The sequence below is a fragment of the Fuerstiella sp. genome (assembly GCA_022447225.1).
Taxonomy (GTDB): Bacteria; Planctomycetota; Planctomycetia; order Planctomycetales; family Planctomycetaceae; genus S139-18.
In genome coordinates, this window is sequence record JAKVAZ010000015.1 from 91590 (window position 1) to 108976 (window position 17387).

13 protein-coding genes are annotated in these 17387 nt (G+C 53.4%); 7 read left to right on the forward strand and 6 right to left on the reverse strand.

What is annotated here, in order from left to right; genetic code table 11:
* The first annotated feature begins 106 nt into the window (after nt 1–106).
* From MK110_16925 to MK110_16950, 6 genes are all read left to right on the forward strand, one after another.
* Nucleotides 107–874 carry a redoxin family protein gene (locus tag MK110_16925; protein ID MCH2212989.1) on the forward strand — a complete coding sequence of 256 codons (768 nt, stop codon included), beginning with the start codon at nt 107–109 and terminating at the stop codon, nt 872–874.
* A 125-nt stretch (nt 875–999) separates the two neighbouring features.
* Nucleotides 1000–2190: a ribosome small subunit-dependent GTPase A gene (gene rsgA, locus MK110_16930; protein MCH2212990.1), complete on the forward strand. Its 1191-nt coding sequence runs from the start codon at nt 1000–1002 to the stop codon at nt 2188–2190.
* Nucleotides 2187–3578: an RtcB family protein gene (locus MK110_16935; protein MCH2212991.1), complete on the forward strand. Its 1392-nt coding sequence runs from the start codon at nt 2187–2189 to the stop codon at nt 3576–3578. Before rsgA ends, MK110_16935 begins: the two co-directional genes overlap by 4 nt.
* A 177-nt stretch (nt 3579–3755) precedes the next feature.
* Nucleotides 3756–5345 (forward strand): phosphoglycerate dehydrogenase, encoded by a 1590-nt coding sequence (gene serA / locus MK110_16940; GenBank protein MCH2212992.1) that lies wholly within the window; start codon nt 3756–3758, stop codon nt 5343–5345.
* Between the two features lie 273 nt (nt 5346–5618).
* The gene (gene ilvB, locus MK110_16945) at nt 5619–7394 is read left to right on the forward strand and encodes a biosynthetic-type acetolactate synthase large subunit (protein ID MCH2212993.1); all 1776 of its coding nucleotides are present in this window, start codon (nt 5619–5621) and stop codon (nt 7392–7394) included.
* 60 nt (nt 7395–7454) lie between these two features.
* Entirely contained in the window at nt 7455–8591 is a 1137-nt protein-coding gene (locus tag MK110_16950) for a hypothetical protein (GenBank protein MCH2212994.1), read from the forward strand.
* A gap of 29 nt (nt 8592–8620) precedes the next feature.
* Here the strand turns inward: MK110_16950 and MK110_16955 are convergent, their stop codons facing one another.
* Nucleotides 8621–10198, reverse strand: coding sequence for an aldehyde dehydrogenase (NADP(+)) (locus MK110_16955; protein ID MCH2212995.1), 1578 nt, complete (start codon nt 10196–10198; stop codon nt 8621–8623).
* Nucleotides 10199–10366: 168 nt separating this feature from the next.
* Here MK110_16955 and ispE point away from each other — a divergent pair, with 168 nt between their 5' ends.
* Nucleotides 10367–11284 (forward strand): 4-(cytidine 5'-diphospho)-2-C-methyl-D-erythritol kinase, encoded by a 918-nt coding sequence (gene ispE / locus MK110_16960; protein ID MCH2212996.1) that lies wholly within the window; start codon nt 10367–10369, stop codon nt 11282–11284.
* 115 nt (nt 11285–11399) lie between these two features.
* On the opposite strand, the gene MK110_16965 is transcribed toward ispE, so the two are convergent.
* The 5 genes from MK110_16965 to xerC form a co-directional block, all read right to left on the reverse strand.
* Nucleotides 11400–12239, reverse strand: a complete 840-nt coding sequence (locus MK110_16965) for a hypothetical protein (protein MCH2212997.1) — start codon at nt 12237–12239, stop codon at nt 11400–11402.
* Between the two features lie 33 nt (nt 12240–12272).
* On the reverse strand, nt 12273–12725 hold the full coding sequence (locus MK110_16970) for an N-acetylmuramoyl-L-alanine amidase (GenBank protein ID MCH2212998.1): 453 nt from the start codon (nt 12723–12725) through the stop codon (nt 12273–12275).
* Nucleotides 12726–13386: 661 nt separating this feature from the next.
* On the reverse strand, nt 13387–15450 hold the full coding sequence (locus MK110_16975) for a S41 family peptidase (GenBank protein ID MCH2212999.1): 2064 nt from the start codon (nt 15448–15450) through the stop codon (nt 13387–13389).
* Nucleotides 15451–15517: 67 nt separating this feature from the next.
* A complete protein-coding gene (locus tag MK110_16980) occupies nt 15518–15754 on the reverse strand; it encodes a carbon storage regulator (protein ID MCH2213000.1) in 237 nt (78 codons plus the stop codon).
* Between the two features lie 637 nt (nt 15755–16391).
* Nucleotides 16392–17339, reverse strand: coding sequence for a tyrosine recombinase XerC (gene xerC, locus MK110_16985; protein MCH2213001.1), 948 nt, complete (start codon nt 17337–17339; stop codon nt 16392–16394).
* Between the last annotated feature and the right edge of the window lie 48 nt (nt 17340–17387).

A 17387-nucleotide genomic window follows, 5' to 3' on the forward strand; every position in this document is an offset into this window, starting at 1 on the left:
AGACCCCGCCTGTACCGGAAATTTCGCGGCAAACTAACAAACCGCACCAATCTGAATTCTGCAGCCATGCTTGGCGGAGGTACCGGAGTTGTCTCTTAAATCCAAAATGAAGCCATTCCATTCCAGGAATGAGTCCCAAACGGCAGAACGAGTTGCTTCCGAGCCGGTACCGTGCAATCTGTCACCCCGACAGGTCGAGGATATGTATGAAGTGGCTCCGAAATATTCCTCTCTGATTCACCCGCCGCATCGAGGTCCGCTTCTTCTGATATCCGGCCTGATCACACTTCTGTGGAACGTTTCCTCGTGTGTTTACGCCAGCGAATTTACAATTGGGAACCAACTGCCCGAAGTATCAGGGCTCATCGGCATCGACGGAATGGAATGGAGTTCGAAGAGTCAAGCAGACGCAAAAGTGCTTATTGTCGTATTTACCTGCAACAAATGTCCCTATTCCGTTGACTATGAGGACCGACTGAATGCGTTGCACAGTCAATGCGTCGATTCAGATGGAAAGGTCAGGCTCCTGGTTGTGAACAGCAACACCGGTCGGAATGAGTCTCTGCCGGAAATGACGAAGCGTGCGAAACAGAAACAATTTCGATTTGTGTACGTCAAAGACGGTGACCAGTCCTTTGCTCGATCCGTGGGAGCAGTTTACACCCCGGAGTGTTTTGTGTTTGATCAGGACCGGCATCTGGTCTACAAGGGGGCTCTGGACGATTCCACCACGGAAACCAAAGTGAAAGTGAATTATGTCAATGACGCCGTCTCGGCGGTACTCGCCGGCGTTCCTGTCAGAAAACCCAAAGCCGGGGCCCGGGGCTGTGCGATTCGATTCAAACGGCACCGTCCAGAAAATCGCAAACCCTGATTCAAAGCGTCCGCCACGCCGGAGATGAACGGAATCATGCGAAATCCGTTGTCGAAAGAAACAATGTACGACCGGAATGCTGACCGGATACTGCTGTCTTTCACCCGCGTCCCGGTAGTCCGATAATGGCAAAAAAGCGATCCGGAGATTCCAAACGCAGAAGATCCGGCCGACGCAAAGTCCGTGTGGATATCAGGCGCAATAAGCAAACGCGTCCCCGCCGTCAGAACCTCACTCAGGATATGCTCACTGATGCGGACTCCGCTGCTGACGCTGAAAACACGGAGCGTCTGAGTGGCAAGGGCCATTTGTCACGGCGTCGGACAATCATCACTGATGCTGAAAATGACGAGTCATTCTGCGTAACAGACGTCAATGGTTGTCTCAATGGTCGGGTGCTGAGCTTCACGGGGCTCAACTGTATCGTGCAGTCAGACAGCGATGGTCGAAAGTTTGAATGTACTTTGCGCGGTGTCCTGCGGACCATGGCCCGGGAAAGTCGAAACGCCGTTGTCACCGGTGACCGAGTGAGATTTCGGCCGGAAGGCGACGTGTACCAGGGAGTGATTGAACAGGTTGAGCCGCGGCACGGAACACTGGCGCGACATAGTCAGGGAAAGGAACACGTGTTGGTCGCCAATATCGACCAGATACTGATCGTCGCCTCGGCCGCGAGTCCGGAACTCAAAACGAACCTGATTGACCGCTATCTCGTCAACGCTGAGGTGAATGAAATCCCGGCTGTCGTCTGTATCAACAAAGTCGATCTGGTGGACATCAACGTATTGCAGTCAGTGACTTCACTTTACAGCCGACTGGGATATCGCATCGTACTGACAAGTGCCGTCAACGGTCATGGGATCGATGAATTGAGAACACTTTTGTCCCACCGTGAAACAGCAGTGAGTGGACAAAGTGGAGTCGGCAAGTCGTCTCTGCTGAATACCGTCGACCACAGTCTGAACCTGGAGACATCAGACATCAGTAACTGGAGCCAAAAAGGTCGACATACGACCCGTCGAACTCATCTGCTGCCACTAGAGTCAGGTGGCTGGGTTGCCGACACTCCTGGGATTCGACAATTCACGCTTTGGGATCTCGGCCTTGAAGAAATTGACGGATTCTTCGCTGAATTTCGCTCATTCATCCCGTATTGCCGATTTCCGGACTGCAGTCATATCCACGAACAGCAGTGTGGCGTGAAGGATGCTGCGGCCGACGGACTCATCGCTCAGATACGTTACGACAGCTATGTACGTATGCGAGAGGAAGATGCTGCGCACCGAAAAGCACCGCCGTCAGATCCACTGACATGAACACTCGACAGCTGCAAAAACTGGGGATCCCCGGATACAGCCTCCGGATCGCTGTCATTGCCGTTCAGCAACTGATTTCGCAAAAAAAACTGTCGCGTTCTGAGATCAAGGCCCGACTGTCCCAGGTGGTTCAGAACCCGTGTTTGTTCACTGCCGACCCGGTTCTGGATGCCCTGGCAAAGTCGCTTCAGGACCATCGTCCGGCTGCTGCACAACCGCCGATTTCCTGTGAACGCTGGGGAAGTATGATCGACGATGCCACACTTCAGCAAATGAACGCCGCCTGTAAAATCCCCGGCGCTGTGGCCGCCGCTGTCATGCCTGACGCTCACGTCGGTTATGGTCTGCCGATCGGCGGAGTTCTGGCTCTGGACAACGCGGTTGTCCCCTACGCAGTCGGTGTTGACATTGCCTGTCGAATGAAACTGTCTGTACTGGACACACCGTCAGAGAGTATTGACAACAGGTTTGTGCATTATCGGAGAGCCCTGGAACAGGGAACCGTGTTTGGTATTGGAGGGGAACATAAAAAACCGCAGGAACACCCGGTTTTAGACGCCAACTGGAACGTCAGTGATATCACACGCCGGAACAGAGACAAAGCGAGGCGTCAACTGGGAACATCCGGATCGGGCAACCATTTCGTAGAGTTCGGTATTGTGACAGTAACAGAGCGATCACAGGAACTGAACCTGGAACCAGGGCTATACACCGGATTACTGAGTCACAGTGGAAGCCGAGGTACCGGGGCCTCAGTGTGCTCCACCTATTCAGCCATAGCCCGTCGGCAGATGCCGCATAAGTGGGAACATTTGGGTCATCTCGCGTGGCTGGACATGGACAGCCATGAAGGGCAGGAATACTGGGCGGCCATGAGCCTGATGGGTGATTACGCGTCTGCCGGACACGATGTGATTCATCGTCTTGTCGTCCAACTGCTTGGGGGTGAGGTCATTTTGGCCGTGGAAAATCATCACAATTTTGCGTGGAAGGAAACTCACCGCGGCAGAGAGACCATCGTACATCGAAAAGGGGCCACACCTGCGGGGCAGGGCGTACTCGGGGTGATCCCAGGATCAATGGCCGATCCGGCATACGTTGTCCGCGGTCTCGGAAATACTTCCAGTTTGAATTCGGCGGCCCATGGAGCCGGCCGAATCATGTCCCGCCGGGCAGCTCGCAGCCGATTTTCATATCCGACAGTACGCAACACTCTAAAGAAACGAGGCATTCACGTCCTTTCTGCGGGTCCCGACGAGGTCCCTGGAGTCTATAAGAACATCGAACAGGTGATGGCTGAACAGTCGGATCTGGTAGAACCGATAGCCCGATTTGATCCTAAGATTGTCAGGATGTGCGGGGACGGGACCAGTCGCCCTGAGGACTGATGCGATCTAAAAATTGACATTACAGATCTGAAATCTGAGATCTGCACCAGGTCACCACGACCGTATACCGGAACTCGTGTATGCTGGTCGGTTTATCCGCAAACCACTCTCAGCCTCGTCGTAAAGGCGAAATTCGTGAAATCTGTACTGATCACTGACGGTCTCCATGAGACCGGAATGAATATTCTCAACAGTTCGGACGGTATCGAGACGGTTGTGAAACCGAATTTGACACCGGAACAGCTCAAACAGGCTTTGCAAAACGTGGACGGCATTGTTGTCCGCAGCAAGTCCAGGCTGGGACGAGACATCCTCGAAGGCCAGCAATCCCTGAAAGTAATCGTCCGTGCCGGCGTGGGAGTCGACAACATCGATCTGGAAGCTGCGACCAGGGCCGGAATTCTGGTGATGAATACACCCACCGGCAACACGACCAGCACCGCAGAACACACGGTAGCAATGATGCTGGCACTGTCTCGTAACATTGGTCCGGCTGCGGCCAGTATGCGAGCCGGCAAGTGGGACAGAAAAATGTTTCAGGGAACACAGGTGTCCGGTAAAACACTTGCAGTCATTGGTCTTGGACGCATTGGAATTTGCGTGGCACAACGGGCGCGAGCCCTTGAGATGCAGGTAGTGGGATACGATCCTTTTCTGTCCGAAGAACGCGCTCGTGAACATGGCATCGAACTGCATCGGGATGTTGACGAGATCGTCCGAGTCGCGGACTACCTGACAGTCCACACGCCACTCACCGATGAAACCCGGGGCATCATTGACGCACAACGCCTCGCTGCAATGCCAAAAGGGGCCCGAATTATCAACTGCGCCCGCGGAGGAATCATTGATGAACCCGATCTCGCCGATGCCATTGAATCGGGACACATCGCGGGAGCGGCCATCGATGTCTTCACCCAAGAGCCTCCGGCAGACCGACGTCTGATCGAACTTCCCCAGGTACTGTCGACGCCTCATCTGGGAGCGTCAACGGACGAAGCTCAGGAGATGGTCGCCGTGGAGGCAGCAGAGATCATGGCCGGATTCCTGATTCGCAATGAGATCCGATATGCGATCAACATGGCTCCTGTATCCGCTGCGGAAATGGAGGATCTGCGGCACTACATGGGGCTGAGTTATCGCTTGGGACTGCTGTCATCCCAAATGATTCGCGGACAGGCGCTGCAGTCGGCCGATATTGATTTCCGCGGAGAAGCAGGCGATAAAAACACGCGACTGTTAAAAAGTATTTTCACGACCGGATTACTGGAAGGTGCTTTGGATGCCTGTGTCAATCTGGTCAACGCATCGTCCGCTGCCAGGGAACGCGGGATTAGTATCACGGAATCAGCCAGTGGTGACAGTGATAATTTTGCTTCGTTGATCAGTGTAAAACTGAAGACTGATCAAAAGGAATTCTCAGCATCCGGTACAATATTCGGCAACCGATTTCAGCGTCTGGTCCGTCTGGGACGCTATCCGCTTGAGGCTTTTCTGGACGGCACTCTGCTGATCTATCGTCATCGCGATATGCCTGGACTAATCGGTTTCATCGGTACAATCCTAGGTCGACACAATGTCAATATTGCCAATATGACACTGGGGCGTCAGAACAGTGACGCTGGCGGAGACTCTGTGGCAGTCCTGAATCTGGACAGTGAACCGTCTCAACAGGCCCTCAGTGAAATCGAGCAACATGCTGAAGTGACCGGCGTCGAGATCGTGCGGCTGCCGGCTGCGGACGCCTTCCCGTCGTGGCTCGGAGGATAAAAGCCCCGCCAAACAGTACTTTGCCCGGTGATACCGGAACCCTGACCCTCATATTCGGCAGAAGAATTACGGTGTGACTGGAATCCGGACTTCTCCGTATCGACATGTGAATCCGGACAAATCCGGACAAATCCGGGGTCGAACCGACCGACTTAGCGTCGTAGAATCAAAAAATAGAGCAAAAACAGTCGTGTAGACCGGACTAAGTTACAATTAACAGGCAACCGGAAGCAACCGGATTAGGCTAACAACGTCATCGTGAAGGATACTCCTGTGTCAACGGTTCAGAAATCCACTGAAATGATCAGCGGCGCCGAGATTATGATCGAAATGCTGATCCGGCAAAAAGCTGAGTTTTGCTTTGCATATCCGGGCGGTGCCAGCATGCCTTTGCATCAGGCATTGAGAAAATATCGCGATCAAATTCGCACCATCCTTCCTCGTCATGAACAGGGTGGTAGTTTTGCTGCACAGGGGATCGCGAGATCGACCGGCCGTGCGGGTGTCTGCATGGCAACCAGCGGTCCGGGTGCCACAAATCTGGTCACCGGAATCGCTGACGCGAAACTGGACAGCGTTCCTCTGATTGCAATCACCGGCCAGGTTCCTCAGAAATTCATTGGAAAGGATGCGTTCCAGGAAACGCCAATGGTGGAAGTCTGTCGCGGGATTACAAAGCATTCCTATATGATCACCGACATTCGTGATGTCGCTCGAATCGGCAAGGAAGCCTTCTATGTCGCCACAACGGGCCGTCCCGGCCCCGTACTCATCGACTTCCCCAAGGATATTCAGCAGGCTGAACTGCCTAAAGAAGAGGTGGATTTCGACCCTCCGTTCAAGCTTCCCGGATACCGACCTGAAGTTCGCAAAGCGCTACCGGAACAGGTGGCTCAGGTCATCGCAGCGATCAAACGTTCAAAAAAACCTGTGTTCTATGTCGGTGGCGGCTGCATTCTCGGCGATGCCACTGATGAATTCCGTGAATTGGCACTGCGGACCGGAATCCCGGTGGCAATGACGGTAATGGGGCTGGGTGCTTTTCCCGGTGATCACGAGCAGTCACTGCACATGTTGGGCATGCACGGAACTGTTTACTCTAATTTCGCCGTAGAAGAATCCGACCTGCTGCTGGCATTCGGTGTTCGATTTGATGATCGTGTCACCGGGAAATTCGAAGAGTTCGCAAAGCACGGTAAAATCGTCCACATCGATATTGATCCGTCAGAACTGCATAAAAACAAAGAGGCTCATATTCCGATTGTGGCTGATCTGAAGGAAGCACTGTCTGCACTGAACCAGACTCTGACCGATGACGACATCCCGGAACTGAGCGACTGGCACGCGAAAATATCAGGCTGGAAGAAAAAGTATCCACTGAGCTACGGTGATTCGGGCAACGAGATTCAGCAGCAGTACGCCATTGAGGAACTCTACAATCAAACCCGTGATAAGAATCCTTACATCGCGGTCGGGGTGGGACAGCACCAAATGTGGACTGCGCAATACTACAAATTCAATAAACCACGACGATTCCTGAGCAGTTCGGGGCTCGGCACGATGGGCTTCGGCCTGCCTGCTGCTATGGGAGTTCAGGCCGCTTTTCCCGATTCACTGGTGATTGACATCGACGGTGACGGTTCGTTTCAAATGAACATCCAGGAACTGGCAACCCTGCACTGCGAAAATCTGCCGGTGAAGATCCTGCTGCTCAATAATCAGCACCTTGGGATGGTGACGCAGTGGGAAGATCGTTTTATGGACGGTCGCCGTGCTCATACGTATCTGGGCCCGGTTGATCACCCTGAAGCTCTGGGAGAAGGAGACGGCAGCATGCCGACACACACCTATCCCGATTTCGTACAAATCGCTGAAGCGTATCAGGTTAAATCCCGACGAGTTCGCAGCAAACAGGAGTATCCTGAAGCACTTGCAGAAATGCTGAATCATGACGGTCCCTATTTACTGGACGTGATCTGCATTTATCAGGAACACGTACTGCCAATGATCCCAACAGGCGGTACTGTGAGCCAGATCATCATTAAATAGATGCAGCGAAACTGTCCGCGTTGTTTTTCTTTGATGCTTACATTTTATGTGTCATGACCTATGTCCAGCGAACCAGACGAACCTCGGACGCCTGAACCTTTCTCCACTGATGTGCCTCAGGAACTTCCACCGGTCACACCTCCTTCAGCGGGTTTCATCGTTCAGTTATTTCTGATTCCGGCATTCATTGTTGCAGCAGTCATTGCGGTTTGGGGATTGTTTGGTCAACTTGCCGGTTCGGAAGTAGACCTTGAACGACTGGTTGTTGAACTCGGAAACAACAACGAACACCGGCGCTGGCGGGCGGCTCACAATCTTTACGTTCTGCTGCAGAATGGACGCCGTGTCGACCAGACTGACCCCGATCGCATCACAGCCCGACGTGATATCGCTGAGGGACTTACGGATTTGTTGAATGACTCACTGGACTCCTCTGTGACTGATGACCCTGGACGACTGAATCATCAGGTTTTCCTTGCTCGAACAATGGGGTCTCTGGAGTCAGAAGACTTTGTGCTGCCGACTCTTGCCAAAGCAATGGATTCCCGTTGCGACGTCGCTGTTCGAAAAAGCGCCCTGATGTCACTGGCCCTGATTGCCGGAAGGCATTTCGGAAAACAAACAGGTACATCTGACCTGCCGGTTCCCGCAGCTACACCGGATCTGAGCCCGCTGAAATCAGACGTGGGATTACCGCTTCCAAGTCCCACTATTCAGAACCAGGAAATCCTTTCGCAACTGAACAGTGCAGCTCAGGACAACGATGCGTCGATTCGTCACCTGGCTGCATTTGTATTAGGGCTGGTCAGTGGTCCTGAGGCGTTGGAACATCTTCGGGTGCTGTTGCTGGACAGTGACAAATCGACACAGGTGAATGCCGCAATTGCCTTATCACGCAATGCCGACATCGCCGGGGTTCCCACAATCCTCCGCGTGCTGCAGGGGGAATTCAATGAAGTTGAACCGATAGCATTAAATGATCTGCCGGCCGCGGAACAGCAGGATGCGGAAGCGGCCCGCCTATTCGATCAGTCAACAGCTCTGGTCAATTGCCTGACAGCCGTATGTAAACTCTGGAATCGAATTGCTGAATCCGACAGGTCGGAATTGCGGGGTGCGATTCAGCAGCTGGAATCGGTACACGCATCTCCCGGCATTCGACTTCACGCCACCGCAGTGCTTCGAAAGATTCAATAATCTCCACGTGATCTTTTGACGACGACTTCTCAGCCAACGTCGCCGGTGGACCATTGTCCGTTGATATTTCTCCAGATATTCGCACCCGGGCTGGCGTCCTGAAGAAGTCCCGGCAGCCGATTCGGTCGCACGTTGTCGTAGCAGTACAGCGCAGAGAACCTGGGGACGGATGCAGGAATGCCCACTGCTGTGAAACCTGGATGTCCGGTGGCCGGAAATGGCCCGCCATGATTCATTGACGGAGAAACCGCCACCCCCGTAGGCATCTTGTCGTTGATGAGACGGCCGACCCGTGTCCTCAATGCGGGCTCAATCCGATCGTACACCGTATCGTCACTGCCGTCAGTCGCAGAGCAGATACAACCGGTGAGATTACCTTCCAGGTTTTCCGCAATTTCCTCCATTTGCTCGACAGAATCGGCAAGTACAAACAGCGACCCGTTCCCGAACGCCTCCGTCTGAAATGTCTCCGGCTGTTCGAGAAACCTGGTTCCGGAAACCGTCATCAGTGTATTGGCATAACAGACTCCTGGTCCGCCACCGATCTGTCCCCCGGCCAGAAGTTTCGCGCCGGCGTTTCTGAGAACCTCAACACTCTCTCCAAAAGCGCGACAGACTCCCTCACTGAGCATCGTACCCGGAGTGGCTGCCTTGAACCGTTCGGCTACGGCACCCGCGAACTTTTTCCCGGAGTCGTTGTTGCTGATCACGACCAATCCGGGGTTCGTACAGAACTGTCCGGCCCCCATCAGACAGCTTCCTGCGAATTCGTCCGCCATCTCATCAAGTCGTTGATTCAGAACCCCATCCAGAATGAATACAGGGTTGATACTGGACAGTTCCAGATAAATAGGCTTGCCCGCAGCGTCTGCAGCAGCTTTCAATTTCAATCCAGTTTCACGGGCACCGGTATATCCGCAGGCCGCAATTCGCGGGTCGGACACCAGACGATATCCGTCCTCATGACTTGTTCTGTAAATCAGCTGCACCAGTCCGGGTGGCATGTCGGCAGATTGAATTGCGGCATGTACAGCCACTGCGAATATTCGTGTTGTTTCGGGATGAGAAGAATGTCCCTTGGCGATGACAGGGTTTCCGGCGGCAATCGCAGCCGCAAAGTCACCTCCGGCAATACCGTTAAACGCAAAAGGAAAATTATTGGGTCCAAAAACAACAACCGGTCCAATGGGGCCCCGCATGGAACGAATTCCGCTGGAGGTATCAATCGTCGCCTCACGCCAAGACTCGTGGCGAGCTGCAGCAGCGGCCAGTCGCAGTTGATTGGTCGTTCTGGGCAACTCAACATCCGCCAGGCGGGGAGAAACAGGCAGTGCGGTTTCTTCGTGAGCCGCAGCGACAAGCTCATCGGCCCGAGCTTCGATCTCCGCCGCATAAGCCTCCAGAAAGTCCGCAAAGCGACTACCCGTCCAGTTGCGCATCAACCGCGAGGTCTCTGCCGCCGCTGTCAGGACCTGATCGATCTCCGACCACGGACTCACAGGAAAATCGCGATCAATCTCTTCACGAATGGAAGGATTCACAGCACGAAACTGCTGTGACGCTGAGGATGAGGCCCACTGGCCATTGATAAGAACGGGATTTGTCATTGTCTCTGTCGTTGAGGTACCAAATGGATGATGGCTGAACTAAATTTAACCGTATGATACCGGAGCGTAATCAGTCATCCGAACGATTCAACTGATCGAGCCCCACATCCGGATTGATTTCAGCCGTCGGTACAAACCGCTGCGACAACGCCACACTGGAAGACTCGATTGACACCCGAAAAAAGACGGCAGAGTAAATCGTATCAGGTCTGTTCCCCCGCCAAAATCAACCTTTTCCTGGAAATCACCGGCCGCCGTGCCGATGGCTTCCACGATCTTGAAACGGTGATGGTTCGCACCGATCTGTACGATACACTGAGTTTTGAAGGTCGGAACGACGAATGCATCAAAATGTCACTCGTCGGCACACGAAATCTCGGTGAAACCGATTCATCCCCCGCGCGTTCCGGCGGCCCCGGGTTTCCGCTTGATCATACAAATCTGATCGTAAGAGCAGCTGAAGCTCTGCGAAAGCACACCGGAATTTCTCGGGGAGTGTCCATCCGTGTCCACAAGCGAATCCCCTGCCAGGCAGGTCTGGCAGGAGGCTCCGGTAACGCAGCGACAACACTGCGAGTTTTGAACCGTCTCTGGAATCTTGATCTGCCGTTGTCAGTCCTGCACGGCATTGCTGCCAGTCTGGGAAGCGACGTCAATTTCCTTCTCAGTGGCTGTCGCGGTGCAGTCTGTCGGGGACGCGGGGAACGAATTAGTCCAATTCGACTGACCACACGACAAAATGGACTTCTCATCGTACCGGAGTCAGGCAACTCAACCGCCGAGGTGTTTCGATCAGTTGAAGTCTCGCAGGACTTTCACTCAGCGGCAGGCCTGGTGAATTTACTCGGTACCGGAGACAGCCGCTCAGTCGCTCCCCAATGCTTCAATCGGCTGCAGCCGACTGCAGTAACGCTGAACCATGATATCCGCAGGACGCTTCAGTGGCTGTTGACTCACGCGGGAAACGCACTGATGACAGGAAGCGGATCCGGTTGTTTTGCCCTGCTGCGGTCCGCCAGGGAAGCTCGACGTCTTTCACGTCAGTTTGGCGATTGTGCGGGTCTCGTCACCTCGTTTCAGTTCTAGAACGATCACCGGACTGTGTTCGTTTTCCGGTAGCCCCGCAGCAGATATCGAATACAGACTTCGGCACACAAAGAGTGCGTAAAAACTCCCCGGCGCAGAGCTGCAGGAAATCCGTTCAAACGTACGACTCAGTCGCCAGTTTCGAAAGCAACCAGTGATCGACAAACCGAACGTCACTGCTTTCCGGATCGAGGACGGAGTCTGTCACACGAACATCCGGCTCTGCCCCGGCCAACCGTATCAATTGAACAGCCTCCACGTTGTGAGCCAGATGCTCACTCGATGCCGTTCGCGAAACAGTCCACAACAGAGACTTGTTGCTCATGCTACATGCAGCCAGCCCCTCGACAACGGACTGTTGACAATCAGGACTAAACAGGACGGCACCGGCGTACCAGTCCGGCATCAGTGACAGCTGATTCAGAGCGACATCGGCCCCGGCACCGGATCCCGCGAGAAATATACGTTCACTATGAATATGGAATGCCTGCCGCAAACGCCGGATCGTAACACCCAGCAAATCACGCAGAGGTATTGTCCCGTACTCCAGCAACTCCGTATTCCATCCAAAGCTGACTCCGTCATTCAGCGCCAGATTTCCCTGAATGCCCAGTCCGCAGTAGTTTTGCCGACTGATCGCTCCGATGACGGGTTCGACCTGACCTTCATGACACCCTGAATCATGAAACCAGACGACCAGCGGATAAGCATAGTTCTCTTCGTAATGCGCCGGTACATAGATCGAGACAGGCCAGTCACTTTCTGCGGCTTCAGCCGCCGCTGCGGAACTGACCGGTTGTTCTTCCAGCAGTTCACGTAATTCCAGAGGCAATTCAGCACCGGAATCACGGGGACTGACTCCGTCGGGAAACGACTCGGGACCACGGACACGATTGAACATAGTAAAAATTCCCTCAAAGATGTCGATCAGTTTCGTGACACTGCAGCACGTCATCCCGAAACTGCTGAATCGAGTTATCGATATTCTCTAACGGGTTGGAATGAAAGCCACGTTGCCCGACATCGCTTCTTTTACGATCTCTTTCAACGGAAACAATCGACCAGGACAGGCCGTGGCACGAATGTGTCGGTGTCCGATCACTTTTTCTTTCGGGATTCTGTACTGACGCGTCAGTCTTCGAAGGAGTGAAACGACGGACGCACGCTGAGCAGCCGTCGGTGGATGTTCCTCGAAGTTTCCAATCAAACAGATTCCGATGCCATGACCATTGTGAAGCAGACTACCTGAATGAGCACCATGCAGCTGCTGCTTCCACCGAAATGTCGGCGAAATATGACCGTCCGGCATTCCACTGCCGTTACCAATCACAAAATGGTAACCAATTCCCAACCATGGCTGACCGTTGCGATCCCTTCGACTTCGATGGTCACGATGAATCGACTCAACACTTCCTCGCATAGTGGCAGAATGATGAATCACAACAAATTCCCAGGGACGCACCGGCTCTGACACAGTCCACCAAACTCTGTGAACGTGACGGTGCACAGATACGGTGTCAGCTAAAAACGGTCTCGGCTCACCGGCACCGGCGGTACCGGCTGCGACGAACAACCATGCAATCAAAGTCAAAGAAAAACACATCTGCCGGTACTCCGGCATGGAAATCAAAACAACCACGAACAGCCATTGCTCAAAGCGACTCTACCCACCCCGTAAGAGCCGGTCAATTTCTGCCAAAGCTCCACGAACCTGCGGCACGTCCCGGCAGATGGAAATGCTTTAACCCAGGCGATCCACGCAGAGATTGCGGCCGCAAACTTCGCCAGTAATGTCAATGACAGCCGCCCAGACTGCGCAGCCACACGGTTCCCGGCCAATTCATGACATTTTTTGGATTCCGGAAATAAATCTGTCAGGTCCGTCTTCACCAACACCGAGCGGTGGTTGCATCTCGCTGATATCGTGCCTGGAACCATGATGCCAAAAAGAAAAGCCGGCTGACCTCTGTAACAAAGGTCAGCCGGCTTTTTTCGTCCGCATCCATTCAGTAATCATCAACAACACTCCTCTTTCAGTAACGGGATAGAAGGAAGGCGGAACCATCGTGGTCCCACTCCATCCACAAAAAACAGACTTCAGATCATCGCAAAACCGTTTTCGGCTGAATCGCGTCAAACATTTCACTTTTGAACGAGTTTCGGTGAGGAGCCTTCTTGGTTCCACATTTTCCGGACGCTTCAGCCATTTCCTTCAATCGGCGACTTTGGGCAATCCGAACGGCTTCATCCATTGCCTGATCACCATTGCCGACTCCGTCTCCATCAGCAATACGAACATCAGGTACCACACCGCTTCCGGACATAGCCCGACCACTCGGCGCATAAAACCTGGCGGTAGTAAGTCTGAGATTGCCGTTAATGGCCTGAAGAGGAAAGTGTGTCTGAACTGTTCCTTTTCCGTATGAATTTTCTCCAACCACGACACCTCGCTTATTGTCCTGAATTGCCGCGGCGAAAATCTCACTGGCACTTGCACTGTGACCATCAATGAGCACCACCAGCGGCATGTCCCAGGTACGATTGAATGTGGCAAACTCATGCATATTGTCAGCACTCAACCGACCTTTGGTGGACACAATGGTTCCACATGGCAGAAATCGATTCGTGATGTCAACACATGTCGTCAGCAGACCACCCGGGTTTCCACGCAGGTCGAGAACCAGTGCCTTCATGCCCCTGCTGTGCAGCTGCTGCAGAGCCTGGTCGACTTCCTGCGTTGAAGTTTGAGCAAACTGGCTAAGATTCAGGTAACCAACATCCGATCCGGGGATAAGTCGGGCATCGTTCACAGTCCAGACTCGAAAACGTCGCCGGGTCAGCGTAACAGACCGACTGCTGCCGCCGGAATCATTAAGTCGAAGCCGAACCTGACTGCCTGACGGACCTTTGATCAGATCAACTGACTTCGCCATCGGTAACCCATTGATTGAACGACGATTAATGGCTGTAATCACGTCTCCTGACTTCAGGCCGGCTTCGGCCGCGGGTCCACCTCGCAATGCTCTTATCACAAGCAGTCCCCTGTTGTCCGGCTTGACTTCCACACCAATGCCCACCATTTCCGTTTCCAGTGCAGCACTGGGCCCCTGATCGGGCTCAGAAAATTCAAGCGCAGAAAATTTGTCAAGAGTGTCAACCGTGGCGTTTGTGAATTCCAAAGCCACCATTCCTGGCGTTATTCCCTGAACCTGACGGGCCTGCTGTATCACGTTCTGCATAACCTGTTCGGCATCGTTTCGATTTCGTACGTTCATTCCGTCCCAGATGCGTGAAAGAGCATCGCGAAATCCATCAACCCGAAAGGACTGTGGTGAAATCTGCATCGCCTGAGTCGCATCGGGGTTTTCCAGAACCAAAGCAAGGTTGCGCAAAGCACGTCGCACACGGAGGTCATATGAACTGGGTTCAAGGTGTCGAGTGTCCGTCTGGACAGACACCTCTCTGAACAGTCGCAGCGCCTGAGAAGAAGACAAGGTTCGAATCATTCGCACCGTTGATGGATTTTGATATCGAATCGTTATCCGTTTCGACAGAGCGTCTGCCGCATCACCCCCCTCGCGACCTGGCAACGGAGGTGTCAGTGGGGCATCTTGATCCGATCTCCGTGTTCGCCGACTCAAATCAAAACGATGGCTGCCACTGAAACTCGGGGTGACATCGCTCTGAAGACGGTCAAAGGGAGAATCAAAATCACGCGGGTGATCTTCAGGATGAAGGTAGTCGCGAAATGGAATCCGAAAACGCCTTTCGCCGAATACATTGTCGTCCCGGCGGCCCTGTTGTATCCGAAACATGTCTTCCGGAACCCGCCGATTCAGCCGACCGTCACTGCGAGACCGCTCAAATGTAGCTGGATGGAAACGAAACCGGTCAGTCTTATCTAACCACCAGTCGCCTGTTTGATCACGGTCGCGAACGAAATCCGGTTCGTGTCGCACCGGAAACCGATGTTCGGAATCGAAATATTCACGGGCCCGCAGGTAATCATGGTGGTACAGGCTGTCACCGTACTCATCCTGCCAAAGCTCCTTTGGAGATTCATAACCACAGTCGTCATGCTGAGCCAGCGCCGGTCCAACGATCACGGCGATTACGGCGATTACCTTAACGGGTATTGAGTTGAGGATGTGTTTTCGGGTCGTCATGTCCATTCCTCCTGAGAACTGATTTTGTCGTTATGAATGTTGATGGGCAGACCGTGGGAATAAGCTTTTAGGCAACGTGCGGAAACTGGTCTGACTGAACGCCGCCATAGATTCCGGGATCATTTGTGCCGGCTCCTGCAGCCTCCGGAATCCTCGTCTCCAGAAGCTCACCTCGAATCACACGCACCTCACTCGGCGCATCGATACCGAGTTTTACTGTGCCGGTGCTGGTCTTAATCACTTTGACAACAACATCATCACCAATCCGGATGGTCTGTGCCGATTTGCGTGTCAGTACGAGCATGATACGGTCCTCCTGAGTTGAAAATCATTGTGTCGACGTTAAACGCCTCCACTGAAGTTGTCATCACAATGATCCGTACAAGCGAGTGGTGTGCCAAAAATGATACTTTCGAAAAACAATGACCGACTAAAACCATAAACTACTGTCAACACTATACTTATAATACACCACCGATCATAAAAACACGGGTAGGCTTTACCGATACCACAGATTCAGCTACGAAACTTTTGCAATCAGCTGTTCGTGACCAACAATTTCATTGTCATTTTGACAATACCATCGCTGCACAGAAGACACGTTTAACGCCTGTCACGCAACAACACTGCAATGTTGGGATAAACCCCGTTCCCGCATAAGACGCCGCGAGGTCATCGGGGCGTCGAGCGACGGTGTCCCTGATGCGAATCGTTTCGCACCTCAGGCATGGGGGCGCCCTAGGATCACTGATGCTGTGGTTGCGTCGGCATGAGGCTGGTCAACGTCACAATGCCTCAACGCGATAAAGATGGCCAAGTAATGGTCCTACAACCGTCAGTCAGGCCACGACCAGTACCCCGAAACAAGTTGCGAGGACGTTCTGCAACCACCGACGAGAAGGGGCGGACACTTTCAAATGCACCCCGAACAAGTGTGATTGCTATCCCGCTCGACCGGATGCGTGGGGGTGGGCAAGCTCATATGTTTCGCGCAGCCGTCGCGTACTCACGTGCGTATAGATTTGAGTCGTCGTCAGACTCTTATGCCCCAGAAGTTCCTGAACGCTTCTCAAATCTGCGCCGCCATCCAGGAGGTGTGTCGCAAAACTGTGACGCAGTGTATGAGGCGATGTCTGAGCAGAAAGTCCGGCGATGGTGATGTACTTGTCGAGCATTCGCCCGATACTGCGCGTTGTCAGGCGTCGCCCGAATCGGTTCAAAAAGATGGCCGCCGTCTGATCCGGGCTGCCATTCGGATCCGGCTCCCGCACCTCTACCCAGCGATCGAGGGCACGAGTCGCATAACTGCCAACCGGCGCGATTCGTTCTTTTCGGCCTTTTCCGAGCACTTTCATAACACCCGAACTGCGATCCCAGTTCTCCGTATTCAGCGAGACAACTTCAGCGACACGCAGTCCGGCGGAATACATGGTTTCCAGGATGGCTCGATCACGCAATCCATCCTTTTGTGTCGCCGGTGGAGCCGACAGTAATTGCCCCACCTCATCCGTCGTTAAAAAATGCGGCAGTCTGACCCCGGCCCGCGGTGTCCGCAGCGGCTTAGCGGGATTGGAATCACACAACCCCTCACGTTTACAAAAACTAAAAAAACTGCGCAGACAGGCCAGGCGTCTTGCGATAGTCGTACGTGCATAACCGCATTCGTGGAGATACGATGCATAGCTCCGCAATTGGGTAACATCTGCTTCCCGGGGTTCGGGGATATTACCGGACTGCTCTTCGTAGAATTCAATCAGGTGGCCCAGATCATCTGCGTAGGATTTGATCGTCAGGCCCGAAGCATTGCGTTCAACCCGCAGATAATTAAGAAATCGACTAACGGCATCATGCATATCGAGCTGTTCCTGAATCAAAGCCTTCAGCAACATTCGCAAAACGCTCGAAGACGGCGTTGCGAGTGATCCTGGCCGGCATCG

What these genes read in the sequence shown, in the direction of transcription:
- MK110_16925 (MCH2212989.1), top strand. Translation starts at nt 107, where the DNA reads ATGAAGCCATTCCATTCCAGGAATGAGTCCCAAACGGCAGAACGAGTT.
- rsgA (MCH2212990.1), top strand. Translation starts at nt 1,000, where the DNA reads ATGGCAAAAAAGCGATCCGGAGATTCCAAACGCAGAAGATCCGGCCGA.
- MK110_16935 (MCH2212991.1), top strand. Translation starts at nt 2,187, where the DNA reads ATGAACACTCGACAGCTGCAAAAACTGGGGATCCCCGGATACAGCCTC.
- serA (MCH2212992.1), top strand. Translation starts at nt 3,756, where the DNA reads ATGAATATTCTCAACAGTTCGGACGGTATCGAGACGGTTGTGAAACCG.
- MK110_16950 (MCH2212994.1), top strand. Translation starts at nt 7,455, where the DNA reads ATGTCCAGCGAACCAGACGAACCTCGGACGCCTGAACCTTTCTCCACT.
- MK110_16955 (MCH2212995.1), bottom strand. Translation starts at nt 10,198, where the DNA reads ATGACAAATCCCGTTCTTATCAATGGCCAGTGGGCCTCATCCTCAGCG.
- MK110_16965 (MCH2212997.1), bottom strand. Translation starts at nt 12,239, where the DNA reads ATGACGTGCTGCAGTGTCACGAAACTGATCGACATCTTTGAGGGAATT.
- MK110_16975 (MCH2212999.1), bottom strand. Translation starts at nt 15,450, where the DNA reads ATGACGACCCGAAAACACATCCTCAACTCAATACCCGTTAAGGTAATC.
- MK110_16980 (MCH2213000.1), bottom strand. Translation starts at nt 15,754, where the DNA reads ATGCTCGTACTGACACGCAAATCGGCACAGACCATCCGGATTGGTGAT.
- xerC (MCH2213001.1), bottom strand. Translation starts at nt 17,339, where the DNA reads ATGTTGCTGAAGGCTTTGATTCAGGAACAGCTCGATATGCATGATGCC.